20 protein-coding genes and 3 pseudogenes are annotated in these 20,362 nt (G+C 69.2%); 11 read left to right on the top strand and 12 right to left on the bottom strand.

The features are described 5' to 3' along the window. From AF1_RS26550 to AF1_RS26530, 5 genes and pseudogenes are all read right to left on the bottom strand, one after another. Nucleotides 1–2,409: pseudogene (locus AF1_RS26550) on the bottom strand (hypothetical protein); the annotation flags it as partial. Further along, entirely contained in the window at nucleotides 2,409–2,717 is a 309-nt protein-coding gene (locus AF1_RS26545) for a trypco2 family protein (RefSeq protein WP_067804991.1), read from the bottom strand. The gene AF1_RS26545 and the pseudogene AF1_RS26550, both read right to left, overlap by 1 nt. A gap of 386 nt (nucleotides 2,718–3,103) precedes the next feature. Then, complete coding sequence (locus AF1_RS26540) at nucleotides 3,104–3,742, bottom strand: hypothetical protein (protein WP_131732658.1); 639 nt, start codon at nucleotides 3,740–3,742, stop codon at nucleotides 3,104–3,106. A 66-nt stretch (nucleotides 3,743–3,808) separates the two neighbouring features. After that, the gene (locus AF1_RS26535) at nucleotides 3,809–4,174 is read right to left on the bottom strand and encodes a hypothetical protein (RefSeq protein WP_067804987.1); all 366 of its coding nucleotides are present in this window, start codon (nucleotides 4,172–4,174) and stop codon (nucleotides 3,809–3,811) included. A gap of 223 nt (nucleotides 4,175–4,397) precedes the next feature. Then, nucleotides 4,398–5,330, bottom strand: coding sequence for a phospholipase A2 (locus AF1_RS26530; protein ID WP_067804984.1), 933 nt, complete (start codon nucleotides 5,328–5,330; stop codon nucleotides 4,398–4,400). A gap of 153 nt (nucleotides 5,331–5,483) precedes the next feature. Here AF1_RS26530 and AF1_RS26525 point away from each other — a divergent pair, with 153 nt between their 5' ends. Genes AF1_RS26525 through AF1_RS26515 form a run of 3 tightly spaced genes read left to right on the top strand, consistent with a single transcriptional unit; the run spans nucleotide 5,484 to nucleotide 8,393 of the window. Continuing rightward, a complete protein-coding gene (locus AF1_RS26525) occupies nucleotides 5,484–6,635 on the top strand; it encodes a sensor histidine kinase (RefSeq protein ID WP_067804982.1) in 1,152 nt (383 codons plus the stop codon). Then, nucleotides 6,628–7,737: a hypothetical protein gene (locus tag AF1_RS26520; RefSeq protein ID WP_067804979.1), complete on the top strand. Its 1,110-nt coding sequence runs from the start codon at nucleotides 6,628–6,630 to the stop codon at nucleotides 7,735–7,737. Before AF1_RS26525 ends, AF1_RS26520 begins: the two co-directional genes overlap by 8 nt. Then, nucleotides 7,719–8,393, top strand: a complete 675-nt coding sequence (locus tag AF1_RS26515; RefSeq protein WP_067804976.1) for a response regulator — start codon at nucleotides 7,719–7,721, stop codon at nucleotides 8,391–8,393. Before AF1_RS26520 ends, AF1_RS26515 begins: the two co-directional genes overlap by 19 nt. 443 nt (nucleotides 8,394–8,836) lie before the next feature. Here the strand turns inward: AF1_RS26515 and AF1_RS26510 are convergent, their stop codons facing one another. The 4 genes and pseudogenes from AF1_RS26510 to AF1_RS37125 all read right to left on the bottom strand — a co-directional run bounded on the left by AF1_RS26510 (nucleotide 8,837) and on the right by AF1_RS37125 (nucleotide 12,000). Further along, on the bottom strand, nucleotides 8,837–9,994 hold the full coding sequence (locus AF1_RS26510; protein WP_255218838.1) for an ISAs1 family transposase: 1,158 nt from the start codon (nucleotides 9,992–9,994) through the stop codon (nucleotides 8,837–8,839). A gap of 85 nt (nucleotides 9,995–10,079) precedes the next feature. Further along, entirely contained in the window at nucleotides 10,080–10,562 is a 483-nt protein-coding gene (locus AF1_RS26505; RefSeq protein ID WP_131732657.1) for a reverse transcriptase family protein, read from the bottom strand. Between the two features lie 612 nt (nucleotides 10,563–11,174). After that, nucleotides 11,175–11,374, bottom strand: a pseudogene (locus AF1_RS33765) (IS30 family transposase); the annotation flags it as partial. 137 nt (nucleotides 11,375–11,511) lie between these two features. Then, nucleotides 11,512–12,000, bottom strand: coding sequence for a GNAT family N-acetyltransferase (locus tag AF1_RS37125; RefSeq protein ID WP_407642217.1), 489 nt, complete (start codon nucleotides 11,998–12,000; stop codon nucleotides 11,512–11,514). On the opposite strand from AF1_RS37125, the gene AF1_RS26495 reads away from it, so the two are divergent. From AF1_RS26495 to AF1_RS26480, 4 genes are all read left to right on the top strand, one after another. Further along, entirely contained in the window at nucleotides 11,946–12,575 is a 630-nt protein-coding gene (locus tag AF1_RS26495) for a DJ-1/PfpI family protein (protein ID WP_242608831.1), read from the top strand. The genes AF1_RS37125 and AF1_RS26495 overlap by 55 nt on opposite strands. 56 nt (nucleotides 12,576–12,631) lie before the next feature. After that, a complete protein-coding gene (locus AF1_RS26490; protein WP_067804961.1) occupies nucleotides 12,632–12,952 on the top strand; it encodes a hypothetical protein in 321 nt (106 codons plus the stop codon). Nucleotides 12,953–13,029: 77 nt separating this feature from the next. Next, complete coding sequence (locus AF1_RS26485) at nucleotides 13,030–13,407, top strand: hypothetical protein (protein WP_207394054.1); 378 nt, start codon at nucleotides 13,030–13,032, stop codon at nucleotides 13,405–13,407. Nucleotides 13,408–13,678: 271 nt separating this feature from the next. Beyond that, on the top strand, nucleotides 13,679–14,068 hold the full coding sequence (locus AF1_RS26480; RefSeq protein ID WP_067804959.1) for a hypothetical protein: 390 nt from the start codon (nucleotides 13,679–13,681) through the stop codon (nucleotides 14,066–14,068). Nucleotides 14,069–14,412: 344 nt separating this feature from the next. Here AF1_RS26480 and AF1_RS26475 read toward each other — a convergent pair whose 3' ends face one another. Both AF1_RS26475 and AF1_RS34835 read right to left on the bottom strand, forming a co-directional pair. Beyond that, nucleotides 14,413–15,369 (bottom strand): hypothetical protein, encoded by a 957-nt coding sequence (locus AF1_RS26475; RefSeq protein WP_067804956.1) that lies wholly within the window; start codon nucleotides 15,367–15,369, stop codon nucleotides 14,413–14,415. Further along, nucleotides 15,366–15,977, bottom strand: a complete 612-nt coding sequence (locus tag AF1_RS34835; RefSeq protein WP_131732656.1) for a PALP domain-containing protein — start codon at nucleotides 15,975–15,977, stop codon at nucleotides 15,366–15,368. Before AF1_RS34835 ends, AF1_RS26475 begins: the two co-directional genes overlap by 4 nt. A gap of 88 nt (nucleotides 15,978–16,065) precedes the next feature. Between AF1_RS34835 and AF1_RS26465 the strand changes: the two genes are divergently transcribed. Both AF1_RS26465 and AF1_RS26460 read left to right on the top strand, forming a co-directional pair. Further along, complete coding sequence (locus AF1_RS26465) at nucleotides 16,066–16,644, top strand: helix-turn-helix domain-containing protein (RefSeq protein ID WP_084263364.1); 579 nt, start codon at nucleotides 16,066–16,068, stop codon at nucleotides 16,642–16,644. Between the two features lie 281 nt (nucleotides 16,645–16,925). After that, a complete protein-coding gene (locus AF1_RS26460; protein ID WP_067804948.1) occupies nucleotides 16,926–17,294 on the top strand; it encodes a hypothetical protein in 369 nt (122 codons plus the stop codon). Between the two features lie 316 nt (nucleotides 17,295–17,610). Here AF1_RS26460 and AF1_RS26455 read toward each other — a convergent pair whose 3' ends face one another. Next, nucleotides 17,611–18,456 carry a DNA-binding transcriptional regulator gene (locus tag AF1_RS26455; protein ID WP_067804945.1) on the bottom strand — a complete coding sequence of 282 codons (846 nt, stop codon included), beginning with the start codon at nucleotides 18,454–18,456 and terminating at the stop codon, nucleotides 17,611–17,613. A gap of 65 nt (nucleotides 18,457–18,521) precedes the next feature. Here AF1_RS26455 and AF1_RS26450 point away from each other — a divergent pair, with 65 nt between their 5' ends. Together AF1_RS26450 and AF1_RS36635 are read left to right on the top strand one after the other, a co-directional pair. After that, complete coding sequence (locus AF1_RS26450; protein WP_067804942.1) at nucleotides 18,522–19,535, top strand: alpha/beta hydrolase family protein; 1,014 nt, start codon at nucleotides 18,522–18,524, stop codon at nucleotides 19,533–19,535. 338 nt (nucleotides 19,536–19,873) lie between these two features. Next, nucleotides 19,874–20,046 (top strand): annotated as a pseudogene (locus tag AF1_RS36635) (IS110 family transposase); the annotation flags it as partial. Between the last annotated feature and the right edge of the window lie 316 nt (nucleotides 20,047–20,362).

Below are 20,362 nucleotides of genomic sequence, written 5' to 3'. Positions count from 1 at the left end.
ATGGTTGTTCAACGACATCGCCAGGTCCGCCAGGTAGGCGTCATGGTTGAGGGCGACGAGGGCGCGGAAGAGATCGGTGAGGATAGCGGTGATGGCCGCGCTGAGGTGGGCCAGGCTGACCGAGGTCTCCGGGAGCAGAGCGCTGGCGCGCCACGCTTGGGTGGTCAAGGCGTCCGGATCGCGATCGCCCAGCCGTTGCAGGCCGGCCAGCAGGAGGCCGCGGTGAGCGGGAATGGCGGCCAGGAACGGAGCAGCGGCGGCGAACGGATCGGGATGGGTCACGATCAAGTCGGTGGTCTGTTCACCGATCAGGTCGCGGAACTCGGGATGAGCGGCGGTGCGCACGAGCGCGAACAACGCTTGCTGGGCCGCGCTCAGATCGTGCACCAGCGCCGCGATCTGGCCAAGCAGCGGCTCCGTGCCCGCCATGGATGACGATACGTTGCCGGTGCGGGTGTCGTTGCAGGTTGAAAGGATGGCTCCCAGCAGGATCTCCGCCAGCCGGTCGGGCTGAATCTCGCCGATCACGAGCGCCTGGTCTGCCCTGGTCTCCTGCGGAGGGGGCGGGTAGAGAGCGGCCAGCCACTCCACCACGTCGCCGGCCCGATCCGCGTGAGCCAGGGTACCGATATCGGTGGCCAGGCCGACGTTGCAGGGACCCAGCATGACCAAGCCGGCCAGGGCCCGGTCCAGCAGCGCCATCGCGTGCCGTTCACGGGTGTTGCGGGCCACCACCGGCGACAGCACATCACGCTCCAGCAGCCCTTGGCCGGCCGCGACCCGGCGGTGATAGTCACGCTCGTGCTGGGCCAGTTGCTGTTCGGGCCGTCTGCCGGTGTCGCGGTGCGAGGAGGGAACCTGGCCGGCAGCCACCTGGAGCAAATCCAGCAGTGCGGTCATCTGCAAGGTTAGTGCATTCCCGAACTCCAGCGACAGATCCGGTGGGGTCTGCGCCAGCTGCCGGGCCAGAACCGGCCACTGCCCGGCTGCGACATCAGCGACCGCAGGTTCGGGCAATCGCTGCAGGCCCGCGGCCAGTCCCCGGACCGCCGCCAGGTAGCCCTCCCGCCGCACCCCGGGGTCGTCTCCTAGTGGCGGCAGCGGCATGAGCTGTGCGGCCTGGTCGCCGAGCAGCCCCTGCAGGTCCTGCCACCATGCTCCGCTGGCCCGGGCCACCAGCAGCACCCGCACCGGCTGGGCCGGCGGCCGATCCAGCAGCTCGGCCAGTAATGTCTCGGCAAACAGCGGAGAGGCCTCGGCGTAGTCGCACACCACCAGCACCGGCTCGATACACGCCCGCAGCCTGGCGGCCAGCTGCTCGGCGCCCGCCTGCTGCTGGGCGTCACCCGTTGCCCGTGACGCCGTGACCGTGAACCCCGTCACCCAGCCGGCATCGCGGCTGTCGGCGGCGAAACGACGGGCCAGCCGGGTCTTGCCCTGCCCGCCCTCACCGGTCACCAGACGCACCGACACCCCCGCCGCCCCGCCAGCCGCCGCCCCACCGGCGGCCGCCGGGCCGCCATCGCGCCAGGCCACCAACTCCCGCAACTGGTCGGTGCGGCCCTGGAAGGGCACCGTCTCGGCAGCCGCGGCCAGCAGCGAACCCGGAGTCGCCGCCCGCGCCACCACCGGCCGTGCCTGCAGCACCTCAGCCAGCTCCACCGGCTCGGGCACCGGCACGAACCCGATATCGTCTCCCACCAGCCTGACGAACTGCGCGTCCTGCAGACAACGCGTGACAGGGACGGCACGCAATCGGCCCTGGGAGCGCCGATCGTCCACCGTGACGACGCCCACCAGCCACGACTCGACGAACACCGCCGTGCCCGACACCCCCACCCATGGCGAGGACGCCTGCAGATCATCACGCGGACCGTGAGCCTGATTCAGCGCGAACCCGTCATAGTCACACGACAGCTGGTTGACCTCACCCGCCAGCGGCTCGATGAACCGGGTCCTGTCGGCATAACGGGCCAGCCGCGGAAAACCCAAGCCGCTGTAGCGCTGCGTCGCGCCGGTCACCAACCGGCCCCACCGCACCGGCAACCACCCCTCGGCCCTGGGCACCGGGGAGGCCAGACGCAGCAACGCCACATCCTGTGACGGATGCTGCCACAGCAGCGACGCCTCCACCGGCACCGGCTCCGCGGCATCCCCGCCGGAGCCGTCGGCGGGCCGCCCGATGCGCACCTGCAGTTGCGGCCACAGCCGGCACCGCCCGCACCCCTGCGAGGTACCGGACCGTTCAGCATGCTCGGCGCACGCGTTCACCAGCACATGCCGACAGGTCAACACCAAGCTGGGCCCGACCAGATAGCCCGTCCCGCTGCACTTCACACGCTGTCCGGCACCGGCCCGCACATCGGCCAGCCGCCGCACGTCGGCTCCCTGCCGCACCTGCTCAGACATCAGTCGTCGAACGACCCCTCGTCATCGTCACCGACCTCGGCGGTGCTCCCACCCAGCGCCTCGTCCTTGACCTCCAGCTTCAGCTTCAGCCGATGCGCATTACCTTTGCTGATCTTGCCTTCAGCACCGACCGACACCACCCCGAACGAGGCCTTGGCCCCGCCCTCCTTCCGCAGCTCGACCAGCAGCTCCATCTCCACCTCGGTCACCTTGAACCGCAACTGCTGATCCGCCCCCGCGTCCTGAGCCACCCCCAGCTCGAACCGCAGCTGCTCAATCGCCTCCGCCAACCCGATCAACGACGACATCCACCCACCCCCGCATACAGCCTGGCCTGACAAGAAACCCCATCCTGCCAAATCATCACGTCTGCCAACCCGGTGATAACCCGGCCCGACAGGCCAGACCCGGCCACCCCGAAACACTCCGCAGCAGCCAGCACAGAACCGCGCCACATAGCCGTGATGCACAGGACTTCGAACATCTGTGCAGACAACTCCGGAAATCGACCGGAAGGCGGGGCAAATCACACCCTCCGTCGAAACCGGGATGCTTCATTCTGAGAAGGAATCGGGTCACTGGGGGCCGGACTCGGGGGTCTCGGGGTCGGCCGCTGGTTCGTTCTCAGAATCGAGTGTTTCTCAGAAGCGCCCGGCCTGAGTCCCGGTCGGGGCCGGCGCCAGGAACGATCAACTCAGCGGTGGTCGCCGGCTGGGCTGCGTGCGGCGGCCCCGGTCTCCTGGTCGGCTCTGTGGTCCGGTGTCGAGGGCTGTGCGAGGTGGATCCTGCGCCAGGCGGCGATCCATGTCCGTACTTCGTCGGGGGAGGTGCCGCAGCCGCGGATGAATCCCTGGACGTACGCCAGACGGAGGGGCGGTTTACCGGGGCGGTCGTAGAGGATCTTGGCGACGGTGGCGTGGGAGAACACGGCCCCCGACTGCTTTGCGACCTCGCGGCTGGACGGCTGCCCTGTCCACCTCCAGAACTGGCGCATCTGCTGCTCGAGTTCCTTCAGCGAGGCGGCGGTCGACGGGTCCGGCTTGTAGTTGTCTGCCAGGTCAGCGAGCGTCTCGACCCGGCGGGGCGCTTCTGCGGGCTGCTCTGGTTCCCGATCGACCGCCCTGGAGGGGTCAGCGACAACCCACAGGGCCCTCATGTCCTGCGTCAGGATCTGCCAAGCAGCCCTGTCTCCTCCGGTGCATGCAGCCGCCATCGACTCGATGAACATCCACTCTGGGTGATGGGCGCAGGACAGGCGCTCGGCGATCGCCGAGCGCCCGTACGGCATCCGCTGCTCCAGGACCCGGAGCGTATAGACCGTACTGATCGACAACGGCACGCAGCGCCCGAGCCAACTCCCGCGACGCCTCACGCTCCCCGCGCAGCGGCCCCCACCTGCTCATCGGCCGCGCCGGGCGGACGCGTCCGCCCGGGCCACCTTGCGCCGCAGCCGCTTGACCTCGGCCTCCAGGTTTTCGATGCGGCGACCGGCGTCCGCCATGTCCTCAGACACGCCGGTCGCATCAGAGGTGTTGGCCGCACAGGTCCCCTCGGTGGTCGCCGTCGTGGCCGTGGTGGTGGCGCGGGTGCCGAGGAAGTACGTCGCGATCGCCCCGGAGATGGTCACCGCGATCATGGGCGCGGTCTGCGTCACGGTCAGGTGGGCGGTATGGCTGACCAGCCCGATCGTCACGGTCGAGGCGGTAGCGGGGGCCCCGGTGAGGATCTTGGCGCGCATGCGCTCGGTGTTCAGGACGATGTCCACGTCCAGCGCTCCTAGCTCGGAATGGGATTCGACACCGGGACGACCAGGGGAAACGCGTGGGACCCATCCGCCTCTCACTCGGATGGCCCAAACGACCGGGGGCCCGGAGCTGAGCGCTCCGGGCCCCCGGCTGCGTGCGGATTGTTCGCGGACGCCCGCGCCCGGTCCAGGCCCTTGAACTCATCGACAGCCCGAAGACGGTCTTGCAAGGCCGTCCGGGCGGTCAGCAGGCGGGGATGCCCGGCGCGGGATGGTCGGCCGTCATCGCGTCGTCGACGTAGTGGGTGTTGAGCCAGCCGGAGTCGGAGCGCCCTGCCGCGGTGGGCCGGGAGATGTTGTCGGCCAGATACCAGACCCGGTTGCCATGGGGACCGACCGCGTCGCCCATCGCGTAGCAGCGTGCCCGCACGCGTTCGTTCATGTAGACGCCGAGCCCGGTGATGCGTGAGGTGTCAGCGGTGTGCGGGCTGTTGCGGAACCACACGCCGTCCGGCGGGGTCTCGCTGGTGTTCACCACGGCGTACACCGGCTGCGCCGATCTGGGCGCTGGGGCTGGAGCGGGGTCCGGGGCGATCGAGGCGGTCGGGCCGCCGGGGGTGTTCCAGTTCGAGCCGTTGCGCACGACGGCGTAGACGCCGTCGGCCTCTATGCGGCAGAGCGTGCGCTTGTACCGGTTGTTGGCGAAGGAGGTGTCGCACACCCGCCGCATCTCGGTGAGGAACCGGCTGTCGATCCAGGCCCGGCGGGTCTCGGTGCGGTCCAACTGGAGGCCGTTGCCGAAGTTGCGGTAGCCGAAGTCGTGCAGCTGGCAAGGCTGGTTGAACAGGTTCCGGTAGACGTTGGACGGACCGCCGATCTGGTCCCGGCCGCTGCAGCCGTCGTCGGTCCAGTCGAAAGCATCGTACGGCTGGGGCTTGGTGCAGCCGGGCGTGTGGTAGCCCTTGTAGACGTAGTTCTCCTTGCGGCAGCCGGCCTGCTGGAAGTCGGCCTTGCGCTTGATGAAGTCGGTGTAGCTGAGCCCGACCGTCTCGATCGCGTAGTTCTTCTGCACCTGCCGCTCGGTGGTGGTGTAAGCGTGGCCCGGCGTGGCGCTCAGCACCAAGGTCAGGCCCACGATCGTCCCCAAGGCAATGGGGACGCGCACCGTGATTCCCATGATCTTCTCCCGATCCGGATCTCCACCACGAGATCACCTTGATCGGAATTATGGAGGAAGAACCCCGCTGGAGATGTCCTCCTTTTAGGGGGCAATCCATGATGAATCTTGGCCCTATGCTCCTGCTCTAGCGGCTTAACGACGGGGGTCTGGATGAGCGCTGGACTGTTCAGTGAGGGCGACGCGGAGCACCTGGTCTCGGTGGGAGGGCGCTGTTATGTGGCCGGCATGCGGGTGTGCACCCTGATCCCGGTGGCTGTGGCGGCGGTCGGCGCCGCCGACGACCCGCGGATGCTGATCACTGTGCTCGTCGAGCTCGGTCTCCTCGCTGCATGGAGTCGTGCCTACATTTGCCAGGTCCTGGACGGCAAAGTGATCGGCCCGTCAATCGTCGACGCGGCCGTTCTGTGCGTCCTCATGATTACAACACCGTTGATCGTATCGAAAGGATGGTTGGTCATGAGGAGTTCCTGGTTGAGACCTTTTACAACTTTTGGGGCGGTTGGGTACCAGTATTCGACTCCCTGGCCTCTTGGGGTCGGTCTGGGCGCTGTGGTGTGTTTCGTCGGCTCGGCCGCCACCGTGGCGGCCCAGCCGGGGCCGCTGGGCCTCGACGATGTCATCACCGCCGTGTGGACGTTCCTGTCGGTCATGCTCGCGCGGCTGCTGTGGACCCTGGTGGTCGGCGCGGGACGCAAGGTGGACGCTGTCTTCGCCGACACGGCCCGGGCCCGTCGCGAGCGGGCTGTGGCCGACGGCATCCGCGCCGACCAGCTCGCCATCAACATGGCTCTACACGACACTGCGGCCGCCACGTTGCTGATGGTCGGGCTTGGCCGGGTCGACGACCCCGGCCAGCTGCGCCGCCGGGCCACGCGCGATCTGGAGATGCTCAGCGCTATCCGGTCCGGCACCCCACCCGATGTCCAGATCGACCTGGCCGGTGAACTGCGGAGCCTCGGCGAGATCGAGGGGATCGACGTGGTCTACCTCGGGCCGGGCCAGCTGAAGATCGCCGCCGGAGCAGGCCGGGCGCTGGCCGGTGCCGCCGCCGAGGCCCTCGCGAACGTCCGGCGGCACGCCGGGACTGACATCGCGCTGATCAAGGTGACCGGCTCGCCAGAGCGTGTCGGGGTCGAGATCCGCGACCGAGGCTGCGGATTCGACCCGGCAGCGGTCTCCTCGACCAGGCGCGGTATCCGCGGATCCATCCTCGACAGGATCGCCGCAGCGGGCGGATCCGCCGAGGTCGAATCGGCCCCCGGTCAGGGAACCGCGGTGCGGCTGGTGTGGCCCGATGCATGAAACCCCCGATGCCGCCTACGCCGCCCACCGGCTGTTGAGAGGACTCCGGATCGCGGTCACAGCCATCTGCGCATCGGTCATGCTGACCGCGAGCCTTCCACGCAAACTGGGCGTCTACCATCCGCTCTGGCCGCAGGCCATCGCGTTCGGCACGCTCGCGGCGCTGCTGCTCCTTGAACTGGTACTGCTCGCCCGGGGCAGGCCCTGGGGCCGCTGGTGGATCCCCGGCATCGCCGTCGCGCTCGGTGCTTCGACCCTATCGACCTGGTCGCTCGCATCTGAACACGTCGTGTCGACCGCGAACTGGGGGTTCGGGACGACGGACTGGGTGTTGCTGGTCCTGCTGACCGGGCAACGCCTCGAGCTGATCGTCGCCTTCCTTGGCGCCCACGCCTGTGTGACGATCCTGCGGGTACTGGTGCTCGGCCCATCCGACCCGCAGTCCCTGCTGCGGCTGCTGGCGGTCTCGGTCGGCACGATCGGCTTCCCCTTGGCGGCGGGCATCGCCACCGCCGTCCTGCGCGACGTCGCCGAACGCGCCCACGCGGCCAGTCTGGAGGCCGCCGCGATCCGGACCGAAGAGGAACTCATCAGCAGGCGCCACGCATCGCGCCAAGACCGCTCCGCCGACATCCAGAAGGGCGTCGAACCCCTGCTGCGCCAGCTTGCCGATGGCACCCTCGCCACCGACGATCCGGAGGTCCGGCGGGAATGCGAGTTCCAGGCCGCCAGGATGCGGCGGCAGTTCGCCGAGACAGACCTCGTCGCCGACCCCCTCCTTCACGGACTGCGCCAGGGCGCCGACATCGCCGAGCGCCGCCATGTCATCGTGCAGTTGGATACAGCCGGCTCCTGGGACGAACCGCCCCAGCAAGTGCGCCGGGCGCTGGCTGAGGCCCCGCTCTGGCTCCTGTCGACAGCGACTTCGTCGGCGAGCATCACTGTCTTGGGGTCCGACGGCGAACTCACCGTCCACGTCCGGGTCGACGGCGTTGTGAACCCCGAGGACGTGCCCGTCCCTGACCTGCCCGAGGTAACGCAGCGGGTCTTTACCGACACCAACTCGACCTGGATCGAGGTGCTATGGCTGACAAGCACGTGACCGCCGTCGTGATCGACGACCATCCTGTCCTCCGAGGCGGGATCGCGTCCTTGTGCCGCAACAGCGACCCGCCGATCGACGTTGTCGCCACCGGCTCAGACATCGACACCGCGTTTAAAGGGCCGGCCCTCAAGGCCGACGTCGTCATCCTCGACCTTCACCTGGAGACTCCAGACCCATCCCTGCAGGGGCTCCGCACCCTCGTCGAAACCAAGCGCAACGTCGTCATCTACACCCACGACGTCAACCTCACCACCGCCCGGCGCTGCATCCGGTACGGCGCCAAAGCCTATGTGACCAAGGGAGAGGCCGAGGAACACCTCATGCACGCAGTCCGAGACGCGGTTGCCGGACTCCGTTACACCACCCCCACGGTGAGTGCAGCCATGCTCTCCGACCCCCAGTTCCCCCGCGTAAAACTGGCCGATCAGGAACTCAGAGCACTCAAGGGCTGGTTCGCCCTCAAGTCCATGCGCTTGGTCGCCGACTCCATGAACGTTACCCAGAGCACGGTGAAGACTTACATCGATCGGGCTCGCGACAAGTACGAGGCCGCCGGACAGCCAGCCCCGAACAGCTTCGCCCTCATCAGGCGGGCCCTTGAAGACGGACTGATCGACCTCTCCGAACTCGGGAGCGGCGACTGGCGCGGATGAGCGGCCCCACCGGGGGAGCAGGGGGCTGCGCGAGAAACGGTGGATCTGACGCTGTGTGAACGGTCTGCATACGCGCTGACCAGCGGAGTGAGGTCTGCCAGCCGATCTCTTCCACCGTTTCCCGAACGCTCTCGGGAGCAGCAGCAGCAGCAGCCCCAGCGGTCCGGCGTTGGATCACGTTCTGTTCGACGTCTCTGGTGGACCGAGACGAGCGGACCTGGCGCACAATTCAGCTGCCGGAGTTCATCGCTGCCGGGGTAGACGTGCGTTTTGCCTGCGAGGTACTCCCGCATCACGATGTGGCCGAATGATGAACGGCCGAATCAGGTCACCAGAGCAGCAGTCATGACGGATCGTTCATGAAACCGCATCCGAAGCCGTAGGTGAAGGATGGGCGGTGAGGGACCCGGCAAAGTTCTGAAATGAGGTGTGACCTGGGACGTTCATGCGGTCTGGAGCAGTGCGAGGGTGCGTTGTGGGTCGCGGGCGTGGTGGCGGTTGGCGGCGGCGATGTTGTGGTGCCCGTCGAGGCGGAGCAGGCTGATCGCCAGGTTGCGCAGCGTGGTCATTACGCGGGGCGCGTTCCCGGTCCTGACCAGGGATTTGTCCTCTTGGTAGGTGACGTCGCGGACCCAGTGGAGCCGGTTTTCGATGTGCCAGTGACCTCTTACCCATGACGCCAGGGTCGCCGGGTCGGAGGCCCGGCCGTCGGCGCTGGTGACCAGGTAGACCACCTCGACCGTCTTCTTCCCGCGCCGGGTGACGGTCCTGCGCAGCTGCGCGACCTGGGCTGCGCCGGTGAACCCGGTCCATGCCGGGGCGGAGGCGACTTTGATCGTGCGGCGGGTCCGGCGGCCATGGCCCGTGGTCACCGTCGAGACCGCCGGGATCTGGGCCCAGGGCAGCTTCTTCAGCCGCCGGTACAGGCCGGGCATGTTGCCCTTGACCGTCATCACGTAGTCCGCGCCCCGGCCGACGACCAGTTCGGCGGTGCCGGTCTGGGTGTGGAAGGCGTCCATGGTGATCACCGCCCCGGTCAGATCGGTGAAGGCCCGCAGCAGGTCCCGGACGGCGGGGATCTCGTTCGACCTGGCCGCGACCGCGACCTGCCCGAGCACCGCACCGGCGCCGTGCGCCAGGGCCGCGACCAGATGCGGAGCCTTCCCGCCCTCGCGCTTGGCGCCGCGGACGGTCTTGCCGTCGACCGCGATCACCAGCCGGCCGCTCACCCGCACAGCCCGGGTCCACAGCCAGGCCCCCAGGACCGCGTCCAGCCTGCCGGCATCCAGAGCGGCGAACGCCCGCCGGAACGTCGATTCCTCCGCCGCCCCGCGGGTCGCGCCCAGCGCGTCCAGTACCTGGTCACCGGCGTCGGCGGCCCATTGCCCGATCGCGGTGAACGAACGCGACCCGGCCACCACTGCCGCGATCCCCACCGCGAGCACGCTCGCGAGGGTGTGGCGCCGGCCGCGCCTGCGGCGGGGATCAGGCACCTGCGCGAGCAGATCCAGCAGGTACTGGCCACGGGCGGCAGAAACACAGGAGAATGTCATCGGCGGGTGGGCCCTCGCAGCGGCGATGGTGAGCGTCAGAACTTCCATCGAACCGCGCGCGGCCCACCCGCCACGCGTGAACCCGCAAACCCCCGCCTACCGGACCAGCGAACCCGCAGGTCACACCCTCACTTCACGACCTTGCCGGATCCCTGGGGCGGAAGCCGTAGGACACCGGCTGAAGGTCCGCCTCGAAGATCGGTTCCAGCACCAGCGCAAGGGCGGCCTGCACGAGCCTGTCCATCGCGGACGCGATGCCCAGGCGCCTGAACTTCCCCGGTGACCCGGCCTTGGGGATCATGCGTTCCCGGACCGGCAACGGGGTGAACGTACGGGCCTTGAGCTGTTCGCCCGTGTCGTTCGGGAACGCCGTGACCTCGGTCTTGCCGCCGGTGGCGGCCGGGGCGACCCGGTCCACTCCCGGCGAGCGTGCGCCCTTGTTGCCGCTCACCCTCGCCCACGCGACCGTGAGGAAGTCGGGGTGATGGATGAGGTTGTACAGATCATCGAACCGGCGACCTGGATCGTTGGCCGCCCACAGGTGCAGCTTGGCCTGCATCCGTCGTACCCGTCGCTCCGCCCAGAACGGGGCGGGCCACGGCTCGCCGGTATTCACCGGCGTCTCCGCCCATTGCAGTGTCTCGCGTGCGTGAATCCGCTGGACCCCTTCGCCATGCGCACGGGCTTTCCCCGGCTCGGACTACTACGGGTCCTCCGCCCCCAAGGCCGTCGGCGGACAACACGCCAACCCGCTCCATCCCGGCCTGGACGGCCGAGCACGGGCGGGAACCCGGGGGCGGTTCCCACGTTCACCATGAACCGATCGTCGGGTGAGGCGGCCGGCCATGCCCCTGCGGTATCGCCACCACCACGCCGCAGACCTTCACCGTGGCCTCCCGGCCGGCGACCTGAAACCGGCCCGGGAGTTCCCCACCCCGTGATGAGAGGGCGGGTGCGCACCGCGATCCAGCCCATATCCACCGGATTACGAGCTGGCGGGAAACTTGAGGGGCGCCACAGCGCTGGTTCCTCTCGTCCACCTTCCCGTCTCGCTTGCCGGGCCCGGACCATCCGGTAGTACTGGCCCGTCCCGTCGTTGTCGGGGCTGCTGGCCGGCCTCACCGGCGTTCCCCGGATCGGCCTGCCCCCAGCTTCGTTACGCTGCCGCGACAGCACAGCGGCGGAGACCTTTCACCTCCGCTCGATTGCACGGCGCCCCGTGGCGCTCCAGATCGCCCTCCCAGCGACCGGGCACGGCCCGGTCGTCGGCCTCGGCGGGCCGCCGGCTGATCACCACTTGGTCGGTGACGAACTTCTTGCCCGGCCCCGAGCGCGGGCCTGGGGCACCCGCAACGCTCGGCCGGTCCGCAGGCACGTCGTCAGCTCGCGCCGCAGCGCCTCGCGGCCCTGGATGTACAGGGCCTGGTAGGCCCTGTGCTCGGGTAGCTACGGCAGAGGGACAAGTAGCGTTGAGTAGTCGCCGTCCCCCTGAGTGACAGCTTGGGGTTGTTGCTGCCGGTGGGCGGGCACCGCCCGCGATCCTGGCGTCAGGACGAACGACGGGGTCATACCGTCATGGTGCAGACGAAGCCGAGGCCGGCCAGTCCTTCGGCCTGGCAAAGCCGGTCGGAGGCGTCGCTGGCGGTGGCCTGCAGCAACTGGTGGTCGGCGCCGTTGGCGCTGCCCCAATGCATGGCCGCGCGCCGCAACAGGTGGCCGAGGCCGAGGCCCCGGTACTCGGGCAGCACACCGAACTGCGGCAGCGGCCGGGCCTTGCCGATCGGGTCGGGCATAGTCTCCGTGGGGCCGATGGCGCCCACCACGAGGCCGTCGCGGACGGCGGTCGGGACGGGCCGACGCTGTGGATCCGGGAGTGCAGGAAGGTGAAGCCCTCGCCGGTGAGCTTCTCGCCGAAGGTGCCGAAGGTGGCGCGCGCGGGCTCGGGCAGGGTGTCCAGGTGCTCGATCCCGTTGACAGGTAGGGCCGGCTGGTCGAAGGTGTGGAGCTGGACGCGGGTGAAAGCGGCCACCGGGTCGGGGTCGGCCTGGAACCAGACCACGCGGGCAGTGGCGACGTCGTGGTCAGCGGCACCGGGGGCCTGGTACTGCGCGCCACTGCCGCCCTGGACCCCGCACGCGCGGGCCTGATCCTGGTCCCCGGCGCCTCGGGCCGCGTGGGAGAGCCCGGCGAGGTCCCCGACCACGACGCGGCGGCCGGGGAATGGCAGCAGGACGAATTCATCCCCGTACTGCTGGGCCGCGCCCTGACGACCGAGCTGCCCACACTGCTGAAGGCAGCTGGGGACAACCCCGAGGTGACGCTCAGCGCGGTGTGCGGCGGCTCGCTCGTCCTGGCCATGGCCGGCCTGCTGGAGGGCCGCTACGCCACCACCCACCACATGGGCCTGGACATGCTCGACGCCACCGGCGTCCACGCGGTCAGCGCCCGCGTCGTCGACGACGGTGACCTCGTCACCGGGGCCGGTGTCACCTCCGGCCTCGACCTGGGCCTGTACCTGCTGGAGCGCATGGTAGGCCCCCAGATCGCCCACGCTGTCGAAGAACTATTCGCCCATGAGCGCCGCGGCACCGTCTGGCGCCACGAAGGCCCCGTGCCCGCCGGCCTCTGACCACACATGCCGCCCCGCACTTCAACCGCACCGCACTCGTGAGGAAGAACAGCACCATGGCCGCAGAAGGCGTCTGGGACCTGTCCATCTCCACCCCGATCGGCAGGATCGAAGCCGTGGTCGAATTCGCCCGGCAGGACGGTGTCCTGACCGGGGCAGCCCACGGGGCAGGAGAGAACGTCCCGCTCAGCGATATCGCCCTCGATGGTGACCGACTCACCTGGAGGCAGGCCATCACCAAGCCCCTCCGCCTGAACCCGGCCTTCGCGGTCACGGTCGATGGCGACACCCTGACCGGCACGTCCAAGGCCGGACGTCTTCCGGCCTCGAAGGTCACCGGCCGACGCCGTACTGTCCCAGCGGCCGTGGAACACTGACCATGACGAAACTTCTCCTCTCCCCGCACGTCCTGGCGGCGGTACCGGCCATAGGACCAGTCGCAGTCGCCGCGAGTATGTTCCCCAAAGCGCTGCGTCGCGCTCACAGCGCCCCGGATGACCGTGAGGCGCTCGCTGCCCTGCAAACCTTGCACCGCATCTGCCGCGTCTACGCCGGCATCGGCATCGCGGTTCCCGTCTTCGGGTTCGCCACGGCCAGCGGCCTTGGCGCCCTCGGCAGCGGGTGGCCGATCACCTCGATCGGCCTGACCACCGCAGCGGCCGCCATCCTGGGCCTGCTGATCCTGCCCGCCCAGGACAACGCCCTCACCGCCGCGCAGGCCCTCGGCCGCAGGTCAGCGATGTCTCCAGCGGCCGCCTCGGGAGTCACGCCTGGGTCCTCATCGCGGCGCGGATCCAGCCGCGCCTCAGGCGCGCCGAGCCGTACTCGGTGAACGTCTCGGCACATCCGGCTCGTTCGGCGTGCCCAGGTCCCCGCTCGCACACGGTAGCGATCCACGTACGGCCTCCCGCCCAGCTGGAGTCCAGGCCGGCCGGCCCCCGCTCGTTGTGAACCCCCGGACCGCCGGCTCCTGTGTCCGGGATGGGACGGAGATGGAGATTCGGTTGCGGGGTGGGGCGGGAACCGTTTGACTGATCTGCCGTGGGCTGGATGAAACGCTTTCGAAGCAGGGCCCGGACTGACGCGGCTGGGAGGCGTGCGCCTTGGTAGCGTCCTTCATCGGCTTCGTCCTGCTGGTCGGGGTAATCGGCTCACTCCTCTGGCTCGGCGTGAGGGCGTTGCGCGGGCACTCGGCGCGGCAGGCGGAGCGCTGGGCCCTTCGGCAGGAGGCCGTGCAGGGCCTTCGCCTCCGGGACGGGCGAGACGGCCACCTCGCCTATGTCGAGCGCGTTTACCAGCGCGCCAGGACCGGCGCCAAAGCGATCATCGTCTGGGACGCCACCGGCACCCGGCAGGACGCGTGGTTTCACGACTGGCCCGGCATCTCCGCCGGGACCTACCTTCTCCTCGTCGGAACCACCGGCTATGGCCCCCATAACCACAACCCTCAAGTTTACTACGTCCGCCCCCACCAGGTCCTCACCATGATCTGAGCGCTACGGACTCTGGTGTGAAGCGGTGGGGCAGAGCCTGTCGCCGCCGCGGTCCTCGGTCATGCCCCTAGGAATGGACTGTGAACCGGCTCCCGGTACACGGCGAGCAACGGCTTCCCGGCGTACGCCGGGCGCTGCTCGCGCGCGACCTCTCAGCGGACTCGCCCGCGTGTGGCCGGGGGCCGGGACGAGTCCGGCGTGCCGCCGTCCGGACGGCCCGGAAGAGCCGTGCGTGCCCAGGCGCGTACTGCCGCAAGCGGTTTCGGTCACAGACCGGCGGGATTGCGCGGATCAAACCGGGACCGGCCGCGCGGCTCCGGCGCGGTGGACCTTGAGGTTGTTGGTCATGAGGTGTGCTCCTTGAGCTTGAGGGCAATGGCGGTGCCGACGGCGGCGTCCTGGACGCCGAGGCCGGTCAGGTCGGCGATGGTGATGTCGGCGGGCGAGGCGCGGCCGGGCGTTCTCCCGGCGAGAACGTCACCGAGCGCGACGACGCGTGGCCTTTCGGGGTCGGTGTACTGCAACTCGCCGTTGCGGCGGGCCTGGTTGATGTCGTCGGCGGCCAACAAGTCGGCCGCGGCCAGGACCGAGGGGGCGAGTTCCCGTTTGCCGGGCTGGTCGGCTCCCACCGCGGTGATGTGCGCGCCGTGGGACAGCCACTCGCGGTAGATGTGCGGCTGGCGGGTGGGAGTCGCCGTGGTGATGATCCCGGCGCCGCGGACGGCCTGTTCGGCCGAGGAGGCGACGGTGACCTTCCAGCCGTGCAGGGTGCGCATGTGCTCGGCGAAATCGGAGGCCTTGGCGTGGTTTGGGCCGTAGACGCGCAGTTCTTCGACCTCGCGCAGTTCCAGCAGGGCCTGCATCTGCGCGCGGCCTTGCATGCCGGGGCCGATGACCGCGGCGACGCGAGCGTCGGACCGGGCCAGGGCGTGGGTGGCCAGGGCGCCTGCGGCGGCGGTGCGGGCCTCGGTGAGGTAGCCGTTGTCCAGGGCGACCGCGACGGGGAACCCGGTGGTGGCGTCAGCGATGATGCTGAGCCCGGAGGCGACCGGCAGGCCCTTGTCGCCGTTGCCGTAGAAGCCGGTGGCGAACTTGACGGCGAAGTACTCGGCGCCGTGCTGCCATGCGCCCTTGACGTGGACCTCGCCGCGGGAGGCGGGGATGTCCAGGTGCCAGGGGTCGGGCTGGGTGACCTCACCCTGGGCTTGGGCGATGAGGGCGTCCCGGGTGACGTCCAGCGCTTCGGACAAGGGCAGCAGCTCGCGGACCTGCTCTTCGGTAAGGACGGCGGGGCGGGTCATGACTGCGCCTCCAGGTAGGTGGGAAGGGGGATGTTCCGGCCCGCCAGGACGGCGACGACCGTGCCCGTCGGCTGGACGCGCCCGGCCAGGATCGGGCAGGCTCCGGCGCCTTCGACGGTCAGGCCGTGCCCGGTGAACGGCCACCGCATCGCCGCTAGGAGCTCCGCGTCGGTGCCCGAGGTGAACTCCGCGTCCTGCAAGAGCGAGGGGGTGATGCAGCCGGCCTCGATATGGCCCGTGATCCCGTCTGCGACCGGCGGCCTGATCGGCACGTCCGCGACCGTCCCGGCCTGCACCGTGCTCGACACCCCCGGCGACTGCGCGGACCCCACTCCGGCGATCCGCATGGCGCCGCAGTGTCCTGCCCACGGGGCGAGACCGGAGGCGAGGCCCCGCCGCCGACCGGGACGACGGCCGTCGCCGCAGTCCCGCTCTTGCCCGCGGCGAACGCGGTCGCCGGACCGCGGCCGCCCGAACTCGCGGGGACCGCCTGGACGTGTCACCGCGGCCGGGCTCGGCTCCACAACGGCGCCGATCCTCTCCAACGCCTTGTCGAGCTGCTCCGCTGTGGGCGGCGGGACCTGTCGCACCGCCGTACTGCCGGTCATGGCTTCCCTCTCCTCCAGCCTCGCGGAATGCATAATATTTCCCAAAGAGGGCAATCTGTCAATCAATAGTGCAATATGATGCATCATCATGAGTGAAGCGAATCCGTCCGCTATCGGAGAGGTCGTGGCCCGCAACCTTCGCGCCCGCAGAACCGACCGCGGCATGACCCTGGCCGAGCTGGCCGAGCGTTCGAGGATCAGCCGAAGGATGATCACCCTCGTGGAGAAGGGCGAGGGCAACCCCAGCCTCGCCACCGTCGAGCGCCTCGCCCGCGCCCTGGGCACCAGCTTCGCCGCCCTCATCGGCGCCGAACAGGGCGGCGCCCTCAAACTCGTCACCCCCAAGCAGATGGTCACCCCATGGAAGTCCAAGACCGGGCACGGGCGCGTCACCATCACCGGCCAAGGCTCCTCCGCGGTGGAGCTGTGGGACTGGCGGCTCGGCCCCGGCGAACGCTACGACGCCGTCGCCGACCCCACCGGAGCCCAGGAACTGATCTTCGTCGTCACCGGCCGGCTCGTCCTCCTGCTCGGCCGGGACCGCCACGAGCTATGCCAAGGCCACGCCGTCCGCTTCGCTAGCGACCGCACCTACACCTACCTCAACGACACCGAACGCCCCATCCGCTTCGCCCGCGTCACCATTCCCCCACCCCTTCACGGATAACCGTGCGGACCTGGCTCGTGACTGGGTTCGCCGCGCCGGCCGAGTTCATCCGCGAGCTGATCGCGGGGGCACCAAGGAGGGCTGGGGGCCGCACGGGCCCGCGGGCGGCGTCTTGGGCGGGCCGCCCGCGCGACCTCGCGTATGACGGCCGTGAAGTGGCCACTGTTGTCGGGCGCCCCTCGGCGTGCCGGTCCTGACCGGGCTACTGGGGCGACTGGTGTCGACCCTCTGGCTCGGCGCAGGGCACCGACTGGCTGGAGGAGGCCGGGCGCCACCTGCGGATGAACGACTACCGGGCCACCGTCTACGCGGCATGCCAAGCGAGGGACGCCGACGCGTCCAACTCCGAGGCGTGGAGCCTGCTGGCCTGGACCAACCTCGAGTTCCACAATGTGAACGATGCGATCGTCAAGGCCGCGCGGGCGGTGGCGCTCGCTCCACAGGAGCCCCGCCACCACCGAGAACTCGCCGAGGTCCGCGCAGCCGTCGGGCGCTGGAGCCAGGCGATCGAGTCGTACAACCGGGCGCTGCACCTCGAACCCGGTCTGGAAGCGGCGCGCGTGGGCTTCACCGATCCGGTGCCGGTGAACGTAGGCGGTCTGCATGACGGATCTGGTTATCCAGCGCGTGATGCAGAAACGTCTCGATGACCTCCAGTTCGGCGACGGTGAATCGACGCAACTCCGCGAGTGCGTCGGTCGCGATCGGTCCCCGTGCGCGTTCGGCACCTTGCTCCCCGATCCGCCACCTCTCCCTGACCTGCCCCAGCAGATCTCAGGAGGTCCCGGCCATTGCGGAGATTCCAAGCTGAGTCCGCAGGTCACGGGCCGGTTGCGTCCCGCGCGGCGTGAGTGACGACGAGAGGGCTCCTGGTAGATCGAGATTTGCGACGATCTTGACCACCAGGAGCTCCGCCGTTGGGCAGCCACGACGTGGGGCGGGGGAGTTCCATGCGGCCAGGACAGTTCAGGCCGTGACTGATTGCGCGGCCTCGGTGTAGACCTCGAAAAGGCGGGGTGCGTTGTGGTGCGGCTTGTTGAGCAGTAGCGCCCAGCATTGCGCGACGAGTTCGCGAGCCTCCGTCCCGGGCCAGGGCTGTGGCAGCAGCTCGGGCGGCAGCAGGGGGTCGGGTTCCATGGCGTGGGTGAACTCGGTGGCCAGTTCGATGGCGATGGTCAGTTGTTCGGTCTCCGGCGGATCGGTCCGCAGCCGGGTCAGGTGCTTTGCGGCGATCTCGATGAGACGGATGTGCCGTTCGGCGATCTCGTCCAGCGGCCAGAGCCCCGCGGCCAGGGCCCGGGGGTCGCGTTCAGTGCCGATGCGCAGGTCGCGGCTGGTGAGAAAGGTGAGGTGATTCGTGACGCCGAGCCTGGCGGCGTCGGCTTCGATCAGGTCCTCCCAGGCGTTCGGCGATACGTAGAGGCCGTTCTGGACGGGGGCGCCGCCGAGATGGACGATCGCCTCCCGCAGCGCGTCCCGCGCGGGACGTGTCGATTCCGGGATCGCGAACCCCACCAGGTGCCATACCCCGTCCCAAGGTGCCTCGCCGTGGTCCTGCCGGTACATGAGCCGCACGAACTCGATGTCGGGCTCGATCGACCGCCATGTCTCGGCGGTCGCCCGCAGGATGGCCTTCCGTCCGCGCCCCTCCTGGACGAAATGGCCGTCGTTTACCAGCCGCCTGATGGACAGCCGCACCTGCTGGTCGGTCATCCCCAGGTGCCCCGCCACCGTGTAGAGGTCACCGCAGTCCACGGTCCCGTCCGCGCGGACCATCGCCTCCACCAGCAACCGGCCCGGTATCTCCAGCATGACAACTATCGTACTACGTTCGTTCTTGCTACGATCGTGTCAACAATGAACGAAATGAGGTGGCCATGCGAAAACGGATTTGGGTCTCGCTGCTGACGGTGCTGGTGGTGATCGCCGGGGCGGGCGGTTGGGTGATCTACCAGCACGATTACGACCTCAGGGAGGAGAAGGTGACGATCACCGGTGGCGAGCAGCCGCTGAGGGGAGTTCTGGCGATGCCGGAGCATGGTCACGGGCCATACGGGCTGGTGGTGTTCGTTCACGGTGACGGACCGGTCGACGCCACCGCCGACGGCTTCTACCGGCCGATCTGGGAGGCGATGGCCAGGGCCGGCTATGCCTCGCTGTCCTGGAACAAGCCGGGCGTCGGCGGAGCACCGGGCAACTGGCTGCACCAGAGTATGCGGGACCGCGCGGAGGAGACCGTCGCGGCGATCGAGTGGGCCAAGCGGCGCTCCGACATCGACCGTAACCGGATAGGGCTGTGGGGCGGCAGCCAGGCGGGCTGGGTCATGCCCAAGGCGGCGAGGCTGTCGCCCGACGTGAAGTTCCTCATCGCCGTCTCGCCCGCGATCAACTGGCTCCGGCAAGGCCGCTACAACCTGCTCGCCGAACTCCGCGCGCGGAACGCCTCGCCCAGCCGGGTCAAGGCCCAGCTCGCTGAGAGTGACCGCATGCGCCGCGCGCTTGGCAACGGCCAGACCTATGAGCAGTATCGGGCCGCGGGGGGTGATGTGAGCGGCATCTCGCGCGACCGGTGGACGTTCATCACCAAGAACTACACCTCGGACGCGTCCGCGGACCTGGCCGCCCTGCGGGTGCCGGTGCTGCTGATCCTTGCGGGCCACGACATCAACGTCGACGTCGCCGATACCGAGGCCGGATATCGCCATCGGTTGCGCATGCCGGGCCAACTGCGGATCCTGCGCTATCCGGCTGCCGTCCACTCACTGATGCGCAAGGACATCGAGGACTCCTCCTTCAAGACCTACGTGACCGCCATCGCCACGCCCAGGGCGCTGTTCGTCCCAGGGTTCCTACGGGACCAGCGACGGTATCTGGAAGAGGCCGAGCGTTGACCGCCATCGCCGCCCGGATCAGTGACACCGACCGCGCCGACGGATTGAGAGCCGACGGGCCCGAACCCCAATGTCGGTGAACCGCCACCCGCCGGTTCACCGTGCGGATGACGTCTGCTCCCGATCAGGAGCATGGGCTCCTCTCGGCAGGCGGACGCGCTGTCGGAGCAGCCGGACGGGTGGCGGTCCGCTCCTGAGGTTCAGCACGTTCGTGTGCTGAGCCGGCCGCAGAACCACCGCTCGCCGTTCCCGAGCCGTGGACCCTGAGACAGGCCGTGGGGTCTGCGGTCGGCCGGGGTCACGAACCGCTGATCGGATGGCGAGCCTTAGTGCCGTTGGTGAGGGTGACCTGCGGGATCGGCTGGAGCGGGAAGCGTCACGACGTCGCGTTGCTCGCTGAGCACGGCGATACCCCCGACGACGGATCCCGGTTGCGATCGAGACCGGCCGCGGCCTGCTGGTTGCCTGCCTGCGCGCCACCGGCCGCAACGTCTGTGCCATCAACCCGCTCCTGAGGCGATCCGTACCGGGGCGCAGACGAAGGACAACCCGGCCGATCTGATCAACGTGGCGTTGAAGTGGGCAGTGGCTGAGAGGCGCGGGTGCGTGGACTCGGCCAATGGTGGCCACAGCCGAGGCATTCCCGGTCCGGAGTTCGCTTCAGGGCCGCCGGCAGCGCCCAATGGTCTTGTCAGAGGTGGTCGCTCTTTTGGTCGTCCGCCTGCTGGACACGGCGCCACCACTGCCCCTTGTCCGTGTCGCGTACGAATACGCCGAGCTGCGGGCCAAGAAAGTGAACGTACAAAAGAGAATCATGGCCGGGGTGC

Origin of the sequence: Actinomadura formosensis NBRC 14204, from assembly GCF_001552155.1 — a bacterium.
Classification (GTDB): domain Bacteria; phylum Actinomycetota; class Actinomycetes; order Streptosporangiales; family Streptosporangiaceae; genus Spirillospora; species Spirillospora formosensis.
Note: the sequence above shows the minus strand (reverse complement) of the source record. Positions and strands in the feature narration are given on the sequence as shown.

Coding starts and splice junctions, on each gene's coding strand:
- AF1_RS26530 (WP_067804984.1), bottom strand. CDS start 5,330: ATGGGAATCACGGTGCGCGTCCCCATTGCCTTGGGGACGATCGTGGGC.
- AF1_RS26520 (WP_067804979.1), top strand. CDS start 6,628: ATGCATGAAACCCCCGATGCCGCCTACGCCGCCCACCGGCTGTTGAGA.
- AF1_RS26525 (WP_067804982.1), top strand. CDS start 5,484: ATGAGCGCTGGACTGTTCAGTGAGGGCGACGCGGAGCACCTGGTCTCG.
- AF1_RS26460 (WP_067804948.1), top strand. CDS start 16,926: ATGAACGACTACCGGGCCACCGTCTACGCGGCATGCCAAGCGAGGGAC.
- AF1_RS26515 (WP_067804976.1), top strand. CDS start 7,719: ATGGCTGACAAGCACGTGACCGCCGTCGTGATCGACGACCATCCTGTC.
- AF1_RS26465 (WP_084263364.1), top strand. CDS start 16,066: ATGAGTGAAGCGAATCCGTCCGCTATCGGAGAGGTCGTGGCCCGCAAC.
- AF1_RS26455 (WP_067804945.1), bottom strand. CDS start 18,456: ATGCTGGAGATACCGGGCCGGTTGCTGGTGGAGGCGATGGTCCGCGCG.
- AF1_RS34835 (WP_131732656.1), bottom strand. CDS start 15,977: ATGACCGGCAGTACGGCGGTGCGACAGGTCCCGCCGCCCACAGCGGAG.
- AF1_RS26475 (WP_067804956.1), bottom strand. CDS start 15,369: ATGACCCGCCCCGCCGTCCTTACCGAAGAGCAGGTCCGCGAGCTGCTG.
- AF1_RS26490 (WP_067804961.1), top strand. CDS start 12,632: ATGGCCGCAGAAGGCGTCTGGGACCTGTCCATCTCCACCCCGATCGGC.
- AF1_RS26485 (WP_207394054.1), top strand. CDS start 13,030: ATGTTCCCCAAAGCGCTGCGTCGCGCTCACAGCGCCCCGGATGACCGT.
- AF1_RS26545 (WP_067804991.1), bottom strand. CDS start 2,717: ATGTCGTCGTTGATCGGGTTGGCGGAGGCGATTGAGCAGCTGCGGTTC.
- AF1_RS26510 (WP_255218838.1), bottom strand. CDS start 9,994: ATGGAAGTTCTGACGCTCACCATCGCCGCTGCGAGGGCCCACCCGCCG.
- AF1_RS26450 (WP_067804942.1), top strand. CDS start 18,522: ATGCGAAAACGGATTTGGGTCTCGCTGCTGACGGTGCTGGTGGTGATC.